The organism is Opitutaceae bacterium TAV5, from assembly GCA_000242935.3.
GTDB lineage: Bacteria > Verrucomicrobiota > Verrucomicrobiia > Opitutales > Opitutaceae > Geminisphaera.
Map to the genome: position 1 here is coordinate 5,260,431 of CP007053.1, position 18,029 is coordinate 5,278,459.

General features: G+C 69.5%; 15 protein-coding genes. 5 read left to right on the forward strand and 10 right to left on the reverse strand.

The window, feature by feature from the left end; translation table 11 throughout:
- The first annotated feature begins 12 nt into the window (after positions 1-12).
- The gene (locus OPIT5_22360; GenBank protein AHF92565.1) at positions 13-870 is read left to right on the forward strand and encodes a sortase-sorted surface protein; all 858 of its coding nucleotides are present in this window, start codon (positions 13-15) and stop codon (positions 868-870) included.
- A 61-nt stretch (positions 871-931) separates the two neighbouring features.
- Here the strand turns inward: OPIT5_22360 and OPIT5_22365 are convergent, their stop codons facing one another.
- Positions 932-2,296, reverse strand: a complete 1,365-nt coding sequence (locus tag OPIT5_22365; protein ID AHF92566.1) for a histidine kinase — start codon at positions 2,294-2,296, stop codon at positions 932-934.
- A complete protein-coding gene (locus OPIT5_22370) occupies positions 2,293-2,844 on the reverse strand; it encodes a hypothetical protein (GenBank protein AHF94632.1) in 552 nt (183 codons plus the stop codon). Before OPIT5_22370 ends, OPIT5_22365 begins: the two co-directional genes overlap by 4 nt.
- Before the next feature lie 254 nt (positions 2,845-3,098).
- Between OPIT5_22370 and OPIT5_22375 the strand changes: the two genes are divergently transcribed.
- From OPIT5_22375 to OPIT5_22390, 4 genes are all read left to right on the forward strand, one after another.
- Positions 3,099-3,761, forward strand: a complete 663-nt coding sequence (locus OPIT5_22375) for a LuxR family transcriptional regulator (GenBank protein AHF92567.1) — start codon at positions 3,099-3,101, stop codon at positions 3,759-3,761.
- A 148-nt stretch (positions 3,762-3,909) separates the two neighbouring features.
- A complete protein-coding gene (locus tag OPIT5_22380; protein ID AHF92568.1) occupies positions 3,910-5,199 on the forward strand; it encodes a glycosyl transferase family 1 in 1,290 nt (429 codons plus the stop codon).
- 96 nt (positions 5,200-5,295) lie between these two features.
- Positions 5,296-6,921, forward strand: coding sequence for an exosortase (locus OPIT5_22385; protein ID AHF92569.1), 1,626 nt, complete (start codon positions 5,296-5,298; stop codon positions 6,919-6,921).
- Positions 6,918-9,551, forward strand: coding sequence for a hypothetical protein (locus tag OPIT5_22390; protein ID AHF94633.1), 2,634 nt, complete (start codon positions 6,918-6,920; stop codon positions 9,549-9,551). The genes OPIT5_22385 and OPIT5_22390 overlap by 4 nt, the downstream gene beginning before the upstream one ends.
- On the opposite strand, the gene OPIT5_22395 is transcribed toward OPIT5_22390, so the two are convergent.
- The 8 genes from OPIT5_22395 to OPIT5_22430 all read right to left on the reverse strand — a co-directional run bounded on the left by OPIT5_22395 (position 9,532) and on the right by OPIT5_22430 (position 18,017).
- Positions 9,532-10,413: a glycosyltransferase gene (locus OPIT5_22395; protein ID AHF92570.1), complete on the reverse strand. Its 882-nt coding sequence runs from the start codon at positions 10,411-10,413 to the stop codon at positions 9,532-9,534. The two genes, OPIT5_22390 and OPIT5_22395, sit on opposite strands and share 20 nt — an antisense overlap.
- 133 nt (positions 10,414-10,546) lie before the next feature.
- The gene (locus OPIT5_22400; protein ID AHF94634.1) at positions 10,547-11,257 is read right to left on the reverse strand and encodes a hypothetical protein; all 711 of its coding nucleotides are present in this window, start codon (positions 11,255-11,257) and stop codon (positions 10,547-10,549) included.
- A gap of 105 nt (positions 11,258-11,362) precedes the next feature.
- Positions 11,363-11,965 (reverse strand): acetyltransferase, encoded by a 603-nt coding sequence (locus OPIT5_22405; GenBank protein ID AHF92571.1) that lies wholly within the window; start codon positions 11,963-11,965, stop codon positions 11,363-11,365.
- A complete protein-coding gene (locus OPIT5_22410; protein ID AHF94635.1) occupies positions 11,962-13,086 on the reverse strand; it encodes a hypothetical protein in 1,125 nt (374 codons plus the stop codon). Before OPIT5_22410 ends, OPIT5_22405 begins: the two co-directional genes overlap by 4 nt.
- Positions 13,083-14,261, reverse strand: a complete 1,179-nt coding sequence (locus OPIT5_22415) for a glycosyl transferase family 1 (GenBank protein ID AHF92572.1) — start codon at positions 14,259-14,261, stop codon at positions 13,083-13,085. Before OPIT5_22415 ends, OPIT5_22410 begins: the two co-directional genes overlap by 4 nt.
- Entirely contained in the window at positions 14,243-15,388 is a 1,146-nt protein-coding gene (locus OPIT5_22420) for a glycosyl transferase family 1 (GenBank protein AHF92573.1), read from the reverse strand. Before OPIT5_22420 ends, OPIT5_22415 begins: the two co-directional genes overlap by 19 nt.
- The gene (locus OPIT5_22425) at positions 15,385-16,752 is read right to left on the reverse strand and encodes a hypothetical protein (protein ID AHF92574.1); all 1,368 of its coding nucleotides are present in this window, start codon (positions 16,750-16,752) and stop codon (positions 15,385-15,387) included. Before OPIT5_22425 ends, OPIT5_22420 begins: the two co-directional genes overlap by 4 nt.
- Before the next feature lie 26 nt (positions 16,753-16,778).
- Complete coding sequence (locus OPIT5_22430; GenBank protein ID AHF92575.1) at positions 16,779-18,017, reverse strand: glycosyl transferase family 1; 1,239 nt, start codon at positions 18,015-18,017, stop codon at positions 16,779-16,781.
- Positions 18,018-18,029: the final 12 nt, after the last annotated feature.

Genomic DNA, 18,029 nt, shown 5'->3' on the forward strand with positions numbered 1-18,029 from the left:
AGGAATCTTGAAATGAACTACATCCACCAGCTTCTTCGGATATCCGCCCTTGCGGCGCTGACTCCTGTCCTGCTCACCGCCACCTCCGCCCGTGCCCAGATTCTCGGTTCCGCGGGGAACTACGGTGCGCTGGGCGGCTCGACGGTGACCAATACCGGCGGCACCGTCATCACCGGCGGCCTCGGCGTTTCGCCCGGTTCCGCCATCACGGGTTTTGCCGCGGTCGATGGAGGCCCCGGCCTGTTCACGGGAACGCTCGATCAGGGGAACGCCACGGCGGCGCAGGCCCAGGCGGATGCCGCCGCCGCCTACGTCACCTTGGCCAACCTGAGCTTCACCACCGACCTGAGCGGCCAGGATCTCGGCGGCATGGTTCTCCTGCCCGGGGTCTATTATTTCGACTCGGCGGCGCAGTTGACCGGCCTGCTGACCCTCGACGCCCAGGGGGATGCGAACGCGCGTTTCGTATTCCAGATCGGCAGCACGCTCACCACCGCCTCCAGTTCGCAGGTGAGTATCATCAACATCAATACGACCGAGGCCGGCGGGCCGGACAGCGGGCTTTTCTGGCAGGTCGGCAGTTCCGCGACCCTCGGCACCGACAGCCAGTTTGCCGGAAACATCCTCGCCCTCACGAGCATCACGCTGGACGCCGGAGCCTCGATCGACCATGGCCGGGCGCTCGCGCAAAACGGCGCGGTGACCCTCGACAACAACCGGATCGACGCCAGCGATCTCGACGGCGGTTTCGGCGTGATCGTCACGCCCATCCCCGAGGCGTCCACCTTCGGGCTGGCGGGAGCCGGCATGCTGCTGCTGATTGTCTGGCAGCGGCGGCATGTCGCCTGTCGGCGAAGCAGCGGGATGTGATGGCGGAGCGGTGCGAGGAAGCCGCCGCTCCGGTGCAGCCCGCCCCCGTGCTCCGGACAGACTAAACCGGCACCTCGGCCCGGACGGTCGTGCCCGTGCCGGGCGCAGATTCGATGCTGAAACGCCCGCCGACCATCTCCACGCGCTCGCGCATGCCGATCAGCCCGAGGCGCTGGTTCCACCCGGCGGTCATGAGGCGCTTCACGTCGAACGCCTTGCCATCGTCGCTGATCTCCAGGCGCACGCCTCCCCGCACCTTGAGCAGGCGCACCGTCACCACGCGGGCGTGCGCGTGCCGGGCCACGTTGACGAGCGCCTCCTGCGCGACCCGGTAGAGCACCGTGCGCCTGTCGTGGTCCAGGACATCGGCGGCGGGCGAAGCGGTGAACCGGATGCTGCGGCCCTTCTTCCGGGGGAAGCCGTCGATGTAGGCGCACAGCGCCGGGACGAGGCCGAGGTCGTCCAGCATCGCGGGCCGGAGCTCGCGGGCGAAGCGGTGCACGGTCCGCACCGACTTCTCGACCAGCCGGCGCAGGGGCGTGATTGTTTTACGGATACACTTCGGGTTGATCTCTGCCTCCTTGGTGAAATTGGCCAGGTGGACGATGATGCCCACGAGGATCTGTCCGATCTCGTCGTGCAACTCGCGGCTGATCTTCTTCCGCTGGTCCTCCTGCACCGTCAGGGCCTGGTGGGAGATGCGGCGCAGTTTTTCCTGGAGTTGTCGCGATTGTTCCAGCAGCCGGCGGGTGTGCAGCTCGCTCTTCCTGAGGGCTGTCTCTGTCGCCTGGCGCCGGACGATCTCCTCCTCCAGCCGCCGGTTCGAGGCGGCGAGGAGTTCGACGCGGCGTTGCGCCTCCTCCGCCTGCTTGCGCGCCTCGATGTTGGTGACCGCCACCCGGCAACAGGTGTCTGTACCAGCCCGGGGCGTGGCGGACGTGGCTTGCAGGTCCGCCCAAAAAACGGTCCGGTCGGCTCCCATCAGCGACATTTCGCAGGACTGCCTTCCTTCCCCGGCGAAGATTTTCCCGAGAAAGTCGTTGAAGGCCGGCCGGCTCCGCGGCACCACGAACACCTGGAAGCGGCGCCGGGTGAGTTGGGATCGTTCGACCCCCAGCAAGGCGGCCCCGGTCAGGTTCACCTCAAGGATCAGGCCTTTTTCATCGAGGGAAAAATAGCCGACCGGGGCGAAGTCGTAGAGGTCGGTGTATTTTTCCAGGCCTTCCTCCACCCGGGCCTTGGCCTGCTTCAATTCCTCGTTCTGCAGCTCCAGTTCGATCTGGTGGATCTGCAGTTCCTGGACGAGCCGCTGCGAGTCGGCGTGGAGCGCGGTAGACGATTTCCGGGCCGGCCGCCGGCCGAGCCGGTCCTCGGCGCGGCGGCGTAGCGCGCCGGCGGCCTCCGTAGATGTCGGATGTTTTTTCATGGCCCGGGTTTCCTCGCGGCGGGCGCGGGTTTGCGGGGCTTTTTTTTCTTCGGATGGCATGGCAGACGCGGGGAGGCCCGGTCCGGGGCGCTGCGCCGCCCGGCCAGTTCCCCGGCCAGGCGGTCATGCTGCTCGCGCAGTTCGGCCTCCACTTTCCTGGATGCGGTTATATCGGTGAAGGGGATGACCACGCCGCCGATCCGGTTGTCCATGGTGCGATCCGTCACCTGCAGCACCTTCATGGGGGTGGCGCGCTGGAGCAGTTCCGGCATCATGCCCTTCTGCGTGGGGTCCAGATGCTGGACGACCGCGAAGGCCATGCCGCAGTCCGGCGGCACCTGTTCGAAGAACTGCACGAGGGCCTCCAGGCCGCCGGCCGAGGCGCCGATGCCCACGATGGGGAAGAAACGATCCGTCGGTCGTTTGACTGGCATGGAGGGAGCGGGTGTGGCGCGCGGCGTCGTACGGGCGGGCCGCGTTTCTATGATTGGAGGGAAGTTGGATTTTTCAAAACGTGATCGCGCCTTCCCGTATCCGGGCGGCACCATCTTTGGATCTGCCCTCAGCAAATTCCATCTGCGGGAACGTGTCCAGCCTGCGTCCGGCAAGCCCCCCCCTCAGGGCATTCAACTCAAGTCCATCGGTCATGCCTGCGGGAGAGGGTCGGGTTTTACCCCATGTCAAACCTGGGGCCGAAATCTTATATAATGGAGGGGCACGGCGTCATTGCACCTGTCGTGCGGTAGCGGCCACACCGACAGACAGGCTGACTACGTATCTAAAACAGTATTACAAATTCAGCATGAAAACACGAATCTACATCACCGATGACCATGCCCTGGTGCGTCGCGGCCTGGCGGCTATGATCGCGACGGAGTCCGATCTGGAGCTCTGCGGCGAGGCCGAGGATTGCGCCACCGCCACCAGCGAGGTGGGCAGGCTGCATCCCGATGTCGTGATCGTGGACATTTCCCTGCGCGGCAACAGCGGGCTCGAACTCATCAAGAACATCCGGGCGCTCGATCCCGCCATCCAGATCGTGGTGCTGTCGGTGCATGACGAGTCCGTCTATGCCTTGCGCGTGCTCAAGGCGGGCGCCAGGGCCTACGTGATGAAGCAGGACATCGCGACCCGGGTGCTCGACGCGATCCGCAAGGTTCGCAAGGGCCAGATGTTCGTAAGCGAACGCGTTTCCAGCCAGATGCTCAGCCACCTGGTCAAGGGACCGGCTGCGGAGAGCGATTCGCCGGTCGCCGGCCTCAGCGACCGGGAACTCGAGGTGGTCACACTCATCGGCTCGGGCCTGGCCACGCGCGAGATCGCGGCCCGCCTCCACATGAGCGTGAAAACCGTCGAGACGCACCGGGCTCACATCAAGACCAAGATCCACCTCGATACCGCCTCCCAGCTCGTGCAGTTCTGCGTGCGCTGGGTGGAGGACTGCAAGCGCATGCCGGCGAATTGACCGGCGGCCAGGCCCGGTATCGGGGAATCCCCTGGCCGCCGCCTGCGGATAACTTCTCCCATGACCGGCGGATGCCCCGATGGCGCGCGCGCCGCGTTGTCGCCAGGATGTAGCCCGATGAATATATCGGCCAGAAAAGGGGGGCGGGGTGAACATCGTTTTATGGGGCATCAACTATGCGCCCGAGTCCGTCGGCATCGCGCCCTTCAACCGGGAACTGTGCGAGCACCTGTCCGCCTGCGGCCACCGGGTCTCGGCCGTCACCTCGTTTCCCTACTATCCCCACTGGCGGAAAGAGCCCGGCGACCGCGGCCGGTGGCATCGCGCCGAACTGATCGGCGGGGTGGACGTGTATCGGTGCTGGTGTTACGTGCCCGCCATGGCGACGACGTTGCGGCGCATCGCGCACGAACTGAGCTTCGGGCTGGTCTCCCTGCTGCGCATCCTGGCGCTGCCGCGGGCGGATGTCTATGTGGTCGTCAGCCCGCCGCTCGGCCTCGGCTTCTTTGCCTGGATTGCCACGACGTTGAAGCGGAGCCGGTTCGTCTTTCACGTGCAGGATCTCCAGCCGGACGCGGCCGTGGGGCTCGGCATGCTCCGGCGCGGCTGGCTGGTGCGCGCGCTCTACGGTCTCGAACGGCTGGCCTACGCGAAGGCGGCAATGGTGTCGGGTATCTCCCAGGGCATGATGGCGGCCTTTTACCGGAAAGGAGTGCCGGCGGAGAAGCGCAGTCTGCTGCCCAACTGGCTGCGCCTCGCGCCCGCGCCGGCTTCCGGCCGGAAAAATCGCGCCGATGCCCGACGCTTCTTCGGCGTCGCTGACGACGCGCTGCTGGCGGTCTACGCCGGCAATCTCGGACGGAAGCAGGGACTGGAAATCGTGATCGAGGCGGCGGCCCTGCTGCGAACCCTGCCGCCCGCCGGCGCCGCCCGGGTGGCGTTGATCATTGCCGGGGACGGCGCGGCGCGGTCCGGCATCGAGCAATGCCTGCGTGCCCATCCGGGGGTAAATGTGCAATTGCTGCCGCTGCTCGACGACGACGATTATGGTGCCTTGCTCGGAGCCGCGGACGTGGCCCTGATCACCCAGACGGGCGGCTCCGGGCAGTTCTTCTTTCCGAGCAAGCTGATCTCGGTGCTGGCGGCCGGTCTGCCGGTGGTGGCGGTGGCCGACGAGGACAGCGAACTCGCCGGCGCGGTCCGCGCCGGCGGCTTCGGCTGCACGGTGCGGCCGGGTCACGCCGCCGGCCTGGCCTCGGTGTTGCGCAGGCTGGGCGAATCCCGGGCGGAGCTCGATGCGTGGGGCGCGCACACGGGCTGGGTCCGGCAATTTTCCCGGGAGGCCATCCTGCCGCGCTTCCAGCAGGTGCTGCTGGAGGCCGCCCGGGTGAGCGGGGAGAAGCCGGCGGATGAACCCGAGGCGATCCTGCCGGCCTGAGCCGCCCGTCCCTCCGGACCGGCCGATGCCCGCGTAAGGGATTCCCCGATACCGGTGACGCTCGCGTATCCCGCGCGACCGGCGGAAAATCCAGCCATGACAACAAGCTGCAACGCGGGCGGGACGTCGTGGGTGAAGGGCTGGCCCGACCACCTGCGGAACCAGCCGCGCATCGCCTGGGTGCCGACGGCCGCGCTGCTCGGGTTGCTGTGGTTGCTCATTTTCAACCAGCAACGGCTGGAGTGGACCGTCAATGTGGTCTATGCCTACGGCTGGGCCGTGCCGGCGCTGGCGCTGTATCTCCTCTGGGAACGCTGGCGGACGCGGCCCGCGCGGCGGATACTGCCCGCGCCCGCGACCATGGCGCTGCTGCTTCTGGCGGGCGCGCTGCTGGCCGCCTGTCTGCCGGTGCGGGTCATCCAGGAGGCCAATCCCGACTGGGTGAAAATCAACTGGATCTTCGCCGCGCTCGGCGTCGGCCTGTCGTGGCTCGCCCTCGCAGTGCACGGCGGCGTGCGTTACGCGCTCCATTTCACTTTCCCGCTGCTGTTCTGCTTCACCGCGCTGCCCTGGCCGGTGTGGATGGAGACCTCCCTCGTGCAGGAGCTGATGCGCGTCAACGCGGCGATCTGCGCCGAGGTGCTGACGTTGTCCGGCACGCCGGCCATGGCCCAGGGCAACCTCATCCAGGTGGCCGACCGCTGGGTCAACGTCGAGGAGGCGTGCAGCGGCATCCGCTCGCTCCAGACCGCGTTCATGATGTCCCTTTTCCTCGGCGAACTGCACCGCCTCACCCTCGTCCGGCGGGCGGGGCTGGTTGCGGTCTCCTTCGCCGTCGCGTTTTTTATCAATATCCTGCGCACCCTGCTGCTGACCCGGCTGACGGCCACCGAGGGCCTGGCCGAACGCTGGCACGACACGATCGGGGTGGTCTCGATGGTCGTCTGCCTGGCGGCGCTGTGGGCCGTCTCCGAAGGCTTTCGCTGGCGTCGTACGCCGGTCGCGCCGCCGCCATCCGGCCCGGCGGCGGAGCCCGCGGAGGCCATGCGCCGCGCGCCCTTCCCGTGGTGGTTTGCGCTGGCGGGGATCGCTTGGCTGATCTCGGCGGAGGCGCTCACCGGTTTCTGGTATCGCTGGCACGAGAGCCGGGTGCCGCCCGCCGTGCCCTGGCAGGTGGTCTGGCCGGTGGACGCCCCGCGTTACCGGAAAGGCGAGTTCGCGGAGCGCACGCTGGCGCTGCTCAAGTTCAACGAGGGCGCGACGGCCTCATGGGTGGCCGAGGGCGGGCATCCCTGGCAGATGTATGCCCTCGAATGGCGGCCGGGCCGGGTCTCGAAGTTTCTTTCCAGCTCGCATTACCCGACCGTGTGCCTGCCGGCGACGGGGCTGGAATTCGTGGCCGAACTCGGGGCCTGGGACTGCGAGGTCAACGGCATCCGGCTTCCGTTCACGATCTATCTTTTCAGCCAGGGAGGGCGCGACGTGTATGTGTTCCACGCGATCATCGAGGATCGCCCGCTGCGGCCGGGGGAGAGCGTCTCTTACCGGCAGGTGGATTCGTCGGAACGGCTCCGCTCCGTCTGGCACGGCGAACGCAACCTCGGACAGCGCGTCATCGGCATCGCGCTGCTCTCCGCCACCTCCCCGGCCGATGCGCGCGCCGTCGTCGAGCGCGTCCTGCACACGATGATCCGTCCCGGCGTGGCGACCGCCTCCCTTTGAAAAACACCATGAAAATCACCCGAACCCGATGGAAACGCCGGTGCGCGGGCGGCCTGCTCGCCCTCCTCCTGCTGGGCGCCGGTTACGCCGGCGGCCGCCACTACGCCTGGCCGGCGGTCAAGGCGTGGCGCGTCGAGCGCATGAACCGCGACGCCCGCGCCTTTCTCGCGGACGGCGACCTGCCCAACGCCCTGATGGCGGCGCGCAAAAGCCTGCAAGCCTCGACCCGCAACCCCGACGCATGGCGCATCGCCGCGGAGGCGTCGGCGGCGCGGGATCGGCCCGACGCGGTGTGGTATCAGGAAAACCTCTGCCGCGAGGAACCGACCTGGGAAAACCAGCGCGAACTCATCCGGCTCGCCCTGCGTTTCGGCGTGCCGGGCAATGCGCTCGCCGCGCTCGAGACCGTGGCCGGGGAGGCGCGCTCCGGCGCGGAGTTCCACCGGCTGGCCGCGGAGGTTTACCGGCGTCTCGGCCGGCCGGCCGAGGCCGCATCGCACCTCCTCGAACTGACGCGCCTGGAACCGGCCGACGGCGCCGCGCAGCTCGACCTCGCCGGGATCGGGCTGGCGGCCGATCCGCAGCGCACGGACCGGGCGCTGCGCGCCCGCGTGCTCGCGCTGGCCGACCAGCCTGAACTCCGCGTGCGCGCCCTCACACTGCTGCTCCGCGAAAACGTGGCGGCGCAGGCGACCGACGGCACCGGGGAACTCGTGCGCCGTCTGCAGGCGGAGCCGGAGCCGGACGTGACCGGGAGCCTGCTCATGATCGAGGCGCGGGTCCTGCTCGGCTCGCCCGACGCCGGACCCGCGCTCGCCCGCCTCCAGGCGGAGGTGGCCGACCGGCCCGCCGAGGCGGCCCGCGTGCTGGCCTTCCTCGTTCGCTCGGGGCGGGCCGGGGAGGCCCGCCGGTGGTTCGACTTGCTGCCGGAGGAAACCCGCGCGGACGAGGATGCACGGCACGCGCAGGCCGAGGCGCTGCTCGCGCTCGGCGACGCGCCCGCGCTGGAGGCGGCGCTCCGCGCCGTCCGCTGGCCGAAACACGAATACCTGCGCAACGCCCTGCTCGCCCACGCCTGCCGGGCGCAGGGCCGCGCCGCGGAGTTCGCGGAGGCGTGGAACCTGGCGCTGATCGACGCGGGTTCCGATACCGGCAAGGCCGTCGCGCTGCTGGCGCGCACGGAAGAATGGCGGTGGGTCAACGAACGGCACGACGTCATCTGGAGCCTCTTCGCGCTCGTGCCGGACAATGCCTCGGTGCAGCAGGCGCTGCTCCTCTGGGAGCGCCACCGGGGCAACACCGCCGGTCTCCACCGGCTTTTCACCCGCATCGTGGAGGTTTCGCCCGGCGACGAGGCGGCGCGCAACAACCTCGCCTACACCAGCCTGCTCCTCGACACCAATGTGGCGCGCGCGGGGCTCATCGCGGCGGAGCTGGTCAAGGCGTATCCAGATAACACCTACTTCGGAACTACACAGGCGCTGGCACTTTGCAAGCAGGGGCGCGCGGCCGAGGCGCTCGCCCTCCTCGATTCCATGTCCTCCGGCGAGCGTGCCGAACCCGTGCGCGCGGTGCTCCGCGCCTGGTGCCTCGCCTCCCTGGGGCGGACGTTGCCGGCGTCCTATCTCCTGGATAGCGTGGCTCTCCCGGCTTTGCTGCCCGAGGAGAGGCGCATCGCCGGCGACGTGCGGGCGGAGATCGCGCGGCGCGATCTCGTCCAGGGCAACCGCTCGCGGCTGCTTGCGATCCGGGAGGGCCGCGAGCCGGGCGCCGGGGGGGGGGCTGGCTGGCTGGCCTGGGTCGATGCCGGGACCCGCGATGCGGCGAGCACCGACATGCAACTGGCCGACTCGCTCTACGCCGGGGCGGACCGGACCGGGCTGCGCGCCCTGCTGCGCGCGGCCGACTGGAAGGAGGAAAATCACCTGCGCTCGGCCTTGCTGGCGTGGGTGTCCCGCCAGGACGGCGACCTGTCGCAAAGCCGGGACGCGTGGCGGCAGGCGCTGGCCCTGGCGGACCGGAGCACGGCCCGGTTGGCGAATCTCCGGGCGCTGGCGACCCGGTGGCAATGGGACGTCGAGCGGCTGGAAACGCTCAATCGCATCTTCGAGCGCGACGCCTCCGACAAACGGCTGCTCGCGGAGTTGCTGGCGCATTACCGCGAGGTGCGGCGCACGCCCGAGCTGTTGCGGGTGCTGGGCCTGTATCTGGCCGGCCACTCCGGGCCGGTGGACGACGAGGCGGTGGCCCATGCCTACTACAGCCTGCTGCTCGACTCCAACGTGGCGCGCGCCCAGGTGACGGCGCGCCGCGCGTTCGAGGCGGCGCCGGAGGACACCGTGCGGCGGCTGGTCCATGCGTTTTCGCTTTCGAAGCAGCGTCGCGCGGCGGAGGCCCGGGCGCTGCTCGCCGGGGTCGGTCCCGATGCCGTTTCCGGACTCGTGCCGGTCCCCCTGCTGCGCGCCGTGATCGAGATGCAGTCCGGCGATACCGAAGCGGCCCGGGCGAGCCTTGCGCGGACCGACCTCGAGGCCGCCCTGCCCGAGGAGGCCGCGCTCGCGGAGCGGGTTTCCCGCCAACTCGCGGCGCAGTCCGTCACCGCCGCCGCCATCACGCCTCCACGGACGTGACGGGGACGCGTGGCAGGCGCATCTCCGCGGCCTTGGCCACGGACATGAACTCATAGACGGCGTGAAGCCGCGCGAAATACAATCCGCGTTTCCCGTCGAGAAAACCGCGCTGGAACACGTAAACATAGAGGAAGCGCAGCGTCGGGCGGAAGGGCAGGCGGCGCGACCAGCGTTTGAGCCGGCGGCGCAGGTTCACCGCCGGGGACTGGAGCGCGTGGTGGTCGGAGGGCTGGAGGCCCTCCTCGATCTCGAGCTGCGCCTCCCAGTTGGAGTAGCGGTTGTGTTTCTCGACGAACACGTCGATCGAGGGGAAGGCGTAGTGGTCCATCTCGCAGACCAGCCGGCCGGTTTTCCCCTCGACGAGGATGTGCTCGTGGACCTCGTTGTCGCCGCTCAGGGTGGGGCCGTGCACGAGCTGCTCGTAGCGGCCCAGGCGGTGCCGGAAGAGGCGCAGATTCCAGTTCGGATAATAGGCGTGGCGCAGCCAGCCGCCCATGAACATGAAGCGGCGGTTGATCCAGAATCCTGCGCAGCCCCTGCCGTCCTCCGCGATCAGCGCGCCGATTTCTTCGGCGGAGCCGGGAGGCATCACCTCGTCGGCGTCGAGAATGAAGACCCATTCGTGAGAGAAAGGCAGGTTGGCCAGCGCCCAGTTCTTTTTCTTCGGCCAGACGCCGTTGAAGGGAAACTGGAAAACCTGTGCGCCGACGGCGGTGGCGATGGCGGCGGAGTTGTCCGCGCTGTGCGAATCCACTACGAAGATCTCGGCGGCCCACGCGACGGACGCGAGGCAGCGAGGAAGGTTGGCCGCCTCGTTGCGGATCGGGACGAGGACGGTGACCGGAATTTTTGACTCGTTCATGAGAAGAGGTCGGGCTCGTGGCCCGAAAAAAAACGCCGCGAGGTTCATGTCGCGGCGTTTCACATACGGATTGATGGGTGACGGATTGGCTTCGTTCCGGAACGCCGGCGGGGCCGGCCGGCGATGACGGAAATCAGCCGGCCTGGGAAACCTGGGCAGCCGGGGACCGGAAGGAACGGCGGCGGCGGTAGGCGACGATGCCGAGGAGGGCCGCCACGCCGGCGAGGGCGTAGGTGGACGGCTCCGGCACGGGCGTGGCCAGGAACTGGAACTGGATGGCCGCGGTTGTGGACGACCCGTTGAACAACGTGCCTACACTGTTGGACACCACCGAAGCGTAGCCGTAGGTATAGCCGTTGATCGTAACCGAGCCGAAGAACTCCACGGGAATGATCTCGTAGCTGACTCCGGTGAAGCCGTTGGGAGCCGTGAACGGAGTGAGCGCGAGTGTGTAGTTCTGTGTCAGGTCATAGATGCCGTCGTTGTCGAAATCCATTTCGATCGCGACTCCGACGGTCGTGAAATAACTCTGTGGCACGAGGGTCGATTCGAACTCGAAGGTCGACGTGTTGAGCGTCCCGGTTTCGAAGGTGACCGAACTCGGTCCGGAGAGCGGATTGTAGGTGATCGAGAACGGGTTGGCGGCGGGCGTGCCCGTCGTGATGATCTCGACGGTATCGATGCCGCCGTTGTTGGTCACGTTATTGTTGATACCGCCGACGAACGGGCCGAATGTGACGCGCTGGCTGAGGTTGACGATCAGTTGGGCATGCGCGGCGAGAGCGGAAAAGACCAGCCCGATGGCGGCCGCAACAAGTGATCTGGATAGGAATCTGATTCTCATTGTGTATTTGATTAATGGTTACAGAGATTTTCGCATCATGCGGATTTTCCCCTGTCCATAAACGTGTGCTCCTGCCTGCCGCCCACTCAAGCGCCGCGAAGCCCGTTATCCACTGACGCGGGTATCGGGGGTTGTCCCCGGTTTTTCCCCGGCGCATCGGGGATCGCGGAGGACGCGGGCGGGATTGCCGGCCACGGTCGCGCCGGGCGGCACGTCGCGGGTGACCACGGACATCGCCCCCACGATGCAGCGGGCGCCGAGGGTGACGCCGGGCAGCACGAAGGCCCGCGCCCCGACGAAGGCGCCGGGCCCGATCTCGATGGGCGCGGTCTGCAACGGCAGGTGCGGCTGCGAGAAGTCGTGCGTGCCCGTGCAGAGGTAGGCTTCCTGCGCGATGGTCGCGGCCTCCCCGATCACGATCCGGCCGAGCGAGTAGGCGGCGGCGCGGTCGCCCAGGCAGGCGCGATGGTGCAGCACGAGGTTCCACGGCTGCTGGATGCGCGCGCGAGCATGCACGAAGGGCGTGCCGTGAATCTCCGCGCCGAAGAGCCGCAGCACGCGCAGTCGCCAGGGATTGAGGGGCTTGGGCGTCCAGGCGCACGTCAGCGCCCACGCGCAATCCCAGGCAAGGAGCGCGAGCCGGCGGCGCGTCGTCCAGGGCGAAGCCCAGGCGTCCGCCTGGGGATGGGTGTGCGGAGGCGTTTTCATGTCAGGCGGCCGGGCAGCCCGGCGAACCCCGCCAGGTATTCCCCGGCGATCCGCTCCACCGAAAACTCGCGGGCGCGCGCTTCCGCCGCGGCCGAGGCGAGCTCCCAGGCGGTGCGATCGGCCGTGAAGTCCACGAGCGCCGCCGCGAGCTGGCCGGCCGCGTCGGCGGCGGTGTGGTCGAAGCGGCGCGTGAACGGCCCGATGCCGGGGGTGTCGTCGAAGCACGCGAGGTCCGAGGTCACCACGGGGCAGCCGCGGGCAAGCGCCTCCAGCGGCGCGACGGGAGATGCCTCGCCCTTCCCGGCGAGCGACGGATAGGCGAATACCGCGGCGCTGGCGAAGTGCGCGGCCAGCTCAGCCTCGTCGAACACCGGGCCGGTGAACTCCACGGCGGCGCCGAGCGGGGCGGCGAGCGCCTCCAGCCGGCTTTGGAAGACCGGACCGCCTCCGCCGAAGCGCGTCTCGCTCGGCCCCACGATGCGGAACCGCAGGCCGGGCGCGCTGCGGAGCGCGATCGCGGCGGCCTGCAGCAGCAGTTCGACGCCCTTCTCCGGATGGAGGCGGCCGACGAAGAGCACGAGCCGGGGATCGCGCGCCACGGCGGTCGCGGGCCCGGCGCGCGACGGCAGGGGATTCGGGATCACGCACACGCGGGCGCGGGCCGACGGCGTCTGGCGCGCGATGGCCTCGGCGATCACGCGCGAGACGGTCTGGAGCCGGGCCGCCCGGCGGTAGAGGACCATCTGGCCCTGCGGATACCGTTGCACGTGGACCCAGAGCGGCCCGTGGCGGCGCGGCGAAAGCACGAGCGGCGCCCAGAACGTGTGGGTGACGACCACGTCGGCGGGCTCCAGGCGGCGCGCCACGCGCAGGGTGTAGCGCAGGTCGCGCCACTTCTGGAGCAGGCGCGAGCCGGGCGTATCCGCTCCCTGGATGCGGACGTGCCGCACTCCGCCGATGAGTTCGGTCTCCGGCAGGCCGTCGCAGAGGCGGGAGTAGTGCGTCACGTCGTGGCCGCGCCGCGCGAACTCCCGTCCGAGGGCGAACCAGATTTTCTCGACTGCGCCGCCCCGACGCGTCGGCACGGGGTAGAAGGCTCCCTGGACAATGGCGATTTTCATGAGAGTGGTTGGCCGTCCCGGGGTGCTTGCAGGGCGGCGACGAGGCTGCGCGCAACCGCGCCGATTTCGTAGCGTTTCAAAAAACTGCGCCGGGCCGCCGTGCGCACATGGCGTCCGGCCTCGGGTTCGAGCGCGCGCCAGCGGCCGAGCAGGCGGAGGGTGCCCGCGGCCGTGTCGGGCTCGACCAGGCCGGCGGCGTCGGCGATGATCTCGCGCCAGATGTTGACCTGGTCCGAGATGAGCACGGGCGTGCCGCAGGCGAGGGCCTCGACCACGGCGATGCCGAAGTTTTCCTGGTGCGAGGGCAGCACGAACGCCTCGGCGGCGCGCAGCGCGCCCCATTTCACGTCGCCGGCGAGCATTCCGGGCCAGTGAACCGCGCCGGGCGGGCAGGCCTTCGCCGCGCGCGCCTGCAATCGGCCCAGGTAGCCGGCGTCGGCGCACGGTCCGGCGATGACCAGGCGCGGCAGCGTGTCGTCCCCGGCGCGCAGCGCGGCGTAGGCGTCGATGAGCAGCTCCACGCCTTTCTTGGGATGGATGCGGCCGAGAAACAGCCAGCAGGGGCGGTCGCGCAAGTCCGGATACAATGCGAAAAACGCCGCGCGCTGGCGGGCCGGCTCGTCCGGCGGTGCGGCGACCCCGTAGGCGACCACGCGCTCCCGGTAGGAACTGCCGGGGAAGGTTTGCCGCGCCAGCCGCCTTTCCTCCTCGCAGGTGAACAGCACCGCCGCCGCGTCGCGCAGAATCCGCCGCTCGGCCAGCCACCAGTAAACCCATTTCCGGAAATGCCTGAGCGGATACGTCCGCTTGAACCATGGATCGAGCATCCCGTGGGGAAAAATAAACTGGCGGGGCGGACCGCCCGGCGCGAAGGCGAGGCGGGTGGCGAGCCCGTGATATTGCCAGAGCCCGTGCACGACCACGGCGTCGAAACGGTCCGCCGTCTCCCGCAACCAGGGGCGCAGCCGGGGCGCATAACCGAAGCCGGGCCGGACGGGGCCGAGGGCATGAACCCGGGCGGGGATCGCGGGCAGGAACATCGCATCGGGCGCGTCGAGCGATGCGATTTCCGAGGGGTGCCCGAGCGCGGACAGTTCCGGGACCAGCGAGCGCAGGTGGGCCGCCAGGCCGCCGAACGCGGGATTCATCGAATTGATCAGGTGGAGGGTTCGCATAAAAGGATCCGGCGGTAGAGCGCCTCGTAGGCGTCGAGCATGAGGTCGGGCTGCCACCGGCGGGCCTCGGTGAGCGCGAGCGCGCGTCGCGCCGTCTGTCCGGCCCAGGCTCCGGCGATGGTCCGGGCCGCGCCATCCGGATCGGCCGGGTCGAAATAAAGGGCGGAACGCCCGCCGACCTCGGTCATGGGCGCGCGGTTCGAGGCAAACACCGGGCAGCCGCACGTCTGCGCCTCGGCCACCGGCCAGCCGAAACCCTCCTGCCACGACGGGAAGAGCAGCCCCTCGGCGAGGGTGTAGAGCGCCTCGAGCTGCGCGCCGCTCACGCCCCTGAGGGGGATGAGGCGCCGGCTCACGCCCAGCGTCGCCGCGAGGGCGGCGTGTTCGGCGGACAGCGGCGGCCCGACCATCACCAGCGCGGGAGGGGGCAGGAGCAGGCGCCGCAGCGCCGCGTAGATCGCGAGCAGGCCGGCGCGGTTTTTATACCACTGCGCGCCGCCGACGTGGAGAAGAAATCCGCCGTCCGCCGCGGCGAACGGCGCGAGCCCGGCGAGGCGCGCGCGGGCCTCCGCGTCGGGGATTTTATGATACGGATAATTCAGCGCGTTGGGGATAACCGGGACCCGCGACGGCGGCAGCCCGGTGAGGCGCAGGACATCCGCGCGCGTCGCCCGGGAGACGCAGGCGACGTGCGGCAGGCGGGCGATGCTGGCGAGGTTCCACGCCTGATAACACCGTCCGGCGCGGCCGACGGCTTGCTGCGGCAACTCCCCGCGGGCGGCGCGGATTTCCAGCAGGTCGTGGCAGGTGGCGAGCACCGGGAGGCCGCGCAGGGCGGAGTGGAAAACCGCGCCGGCGTGGTCGGTGAGGTGCACCACGTCGGGGCGCAGCTCGCGCACCCGCCGGCGCAGCTCGCGCGGGAACAGCACGAACTTGTCGATGTAGCCGAGATACTTGGGCAGGCCGTTGTAGCGGTAGCGCGGCCCGAGCCGGGCGAGGCGCAGCCTCGGCGCGAGCACGGTGACGGTGTGGCCGCGCGCCGACAGGCCGGACCGGAGCGCGGCGGTGAACCGCTGCATGCTTTCCTGCCGGTCTTCCGGCAGGTTTCCGATAAGCAGGATGTTCATTTTTGCAGGACACGCGGCACGCCGGGCACGCGGCGGACGGAGTGCGCCGGCGGTCGGTCTGGCGCCGGCGTGTCCGCATGGTTTTCTTCGACTGCGGCCGGGACCGGGGCGGGATTGAGCGCGCCGAGCAGCAGGCCGCCGCCGGCCACGGCGAAGCCGAGCACGGTCGGCGGAGCCCACTGGCCCTGGAGAATCGTCAGGGCCGTGGCGGCGAAAATGAGGAGCGGCAGCGCATCGCGGCCCGCCCGCAGCGCGCGCCAGGCTTGCAGGCCGAGCCAGCCGGTCAGCACGATGCGGAAGAGAATGAACGCCGCGCCGAGCCCGGGCCCGAGTTCGAGGATGACCTTGCCCCACTCCTCCTCGGCGAGCGCGAAGCCGACCTCGCCCGAAGTCAGGCGCGCGCCGACGTTGGAGCCCGTGCCGATGCCGTGGCCGAAAAACGGGGCCACGCGCAGGAAATAGGCGGGGTTGGTGAAGCCGTTCACGGTGCGGTCGATCACGCCGCCCCAGGCCGCGCCGCCGCTGTCGCTCTCCGCCGTGTCCCACCGCATCATGAAAACCTCCGCGCCTTCGCGGAAGATCGGGAGCTGGGACAAGGCCGCGCCGACAACCGCGAGCAGCAGGAGCGGACGCGCCAGCGAGGAAAACCTGGACGACGCGAACGGGAGCGTGACGAGCCAGGTGGCGGCGACGACCGCCGTGCCCAGCATCACGGTGCGGCTGATCGAGACGGGCAGCGCGATGGCGATCGCGAGCCCGCAGACGATCAGCACATACCAGGGCAGCCGCCTGGTGCCGCCGAGTTCATTGAAAAAAAAGGCCGCGCAAAGCGGGTAGAACAACTGCGGACCGGTGATGAACGCGAAGAGGCCCGGCGGGCGGATGCGCCCGTCCGCGCCGAAGATCTGGCCGACCTCGTCGTTGCCCACGCCATGGTTGATGAACGCGTCCATGGGCGCGCGGAATTGCGCCACCATGACCAGCGTCATCGGGATGGCCGCGACCAGCAGCCCGGCGCCGATGCGCCCGACATCGCGCCGGTCGAGCACGGCGCCCATGATCCAGATCAGCGGCAGGTGGAGGTAGTTGATGCGAAGGCCGTAGGCGATGACGAGGAGGCGGTCGTGGCCGCCGAGGAACGAGACGATGACCGACAGGCCGGCGAGCGCGGCGAGGGCGACCATGAAACGGTTGGCCGGGAAAATCCCGGAGGCCAGGGCGAGGGCGTAGATCGCGAGGACGACCGGGTCGCGCACGATGAGGAGCGGATCGGCCAGCCCGGGGAAGGCCCACTTGCGCAGCGCGCCCTCGGCGAGGAGCAGCGCGAGGTAGAGCCAGACCAGCACTTTGATGGAGGATTTCATTGATGTCTGGGGACGCCGTCGCTCCGTCAGGTTGCGGCGAGGGCCCGGGCGACGCAGGAGGCGAGCGTCTGCTCGTAGTTTTCCCACGAATACTCGCGGGCGCGCAGCCGGGCGCTCCGCGACATCCCGGCCCGGCGTTCCGGCTCGCGGTGGAGGAGTTCCAGCCGTTCCGCGATGGCGGAGCTGTCTCGGATCGGCACGATGAATCCCTCCACGCCGTCGCGGATCAGGTCGGGTCCGGCGGTGTGCGGCGTGGTGATGACCGGCAGCCCCGCCGCCAGCGCCTCCAGCAGCACGAGCCCGAAGCCTTCGAACAGCGAGGGGAACACGAACACGTCGTGGGCCGCCATCTCGGCGAGGACCTGCGGATGCGGGCAACTGGGTATCCAGCGCACGGAGCGCAATTCGCGGTCGAGCGCGGCGCAGGGCTCGGCGGGCTTGCGGCCGATCACCGTCAGCGTGACGGCGGACCGGACCCGGCGGCAGGCGGCGAAGAGGTAACTGAGACCCTTGCGCTGGCCGAGGGAACCGACGAAGAGCACGCGCAACGTCTTCGCGGGCGGGAGGGGAAGAGACGAAGGAACGGATGCGAGCGCGGGAGCGCCGTAGGGCACGACAAGGACGGCGCCCCTGAAGTCGGCGGCCTCGTCCAGCGTGCGGCGCGTGTAGGAACTGGCGACGAAAACCACGTCGGCCAGCGCCAGCTCGGCGTCCTTGCGCTCGGTCTTGGCGGCGCTGTCGCGGTTGCCGGTCAGGGTGGCGGCCCACTCGGGTTCGCGCGCGGCCTCCTCCAGGAGCAGCGCGCGGGCGGCGCGCCAGTGGCCGATGGGCAGGTCGTAGAGCGTGAGCAGGCCGCGGCGGCGCGCCTCCATGAAGGAGGACCGCGCGCCGTCCTCGTAGGCATAGACGGCGCGAAACCCGCCCCGGCCCAGCCGCCGGGCCACGGCCCGGTCGAGCGCGCGGTAAACGGCATCGACACTGAAGACGCCGGTTTCGTGCGCGGTGAGGCCGGCAAGCCCGAGCCGGGGGGCGACATGCCGCATGAGCTCGCGAAAGGGCCGGGTGCGGATGGCGTCCGAGAGTTCGGGCGGCCAGGCGCGGCGGCGGAGCTGGCCGGCCACGCGGGCGGGCAGCAGCCGTTCGAGCAGGGCCGGCGCGCGGTAGTGCAGGCACGTCCAGAACTCGGCGGTCAGGCCGGCGCGGAACAGGCCGAGCGCGGCATGGCGGGCGTTGGCGTTGCCGGTGGGATGGCTGAAAAGGATCATGGAGAACGGGAG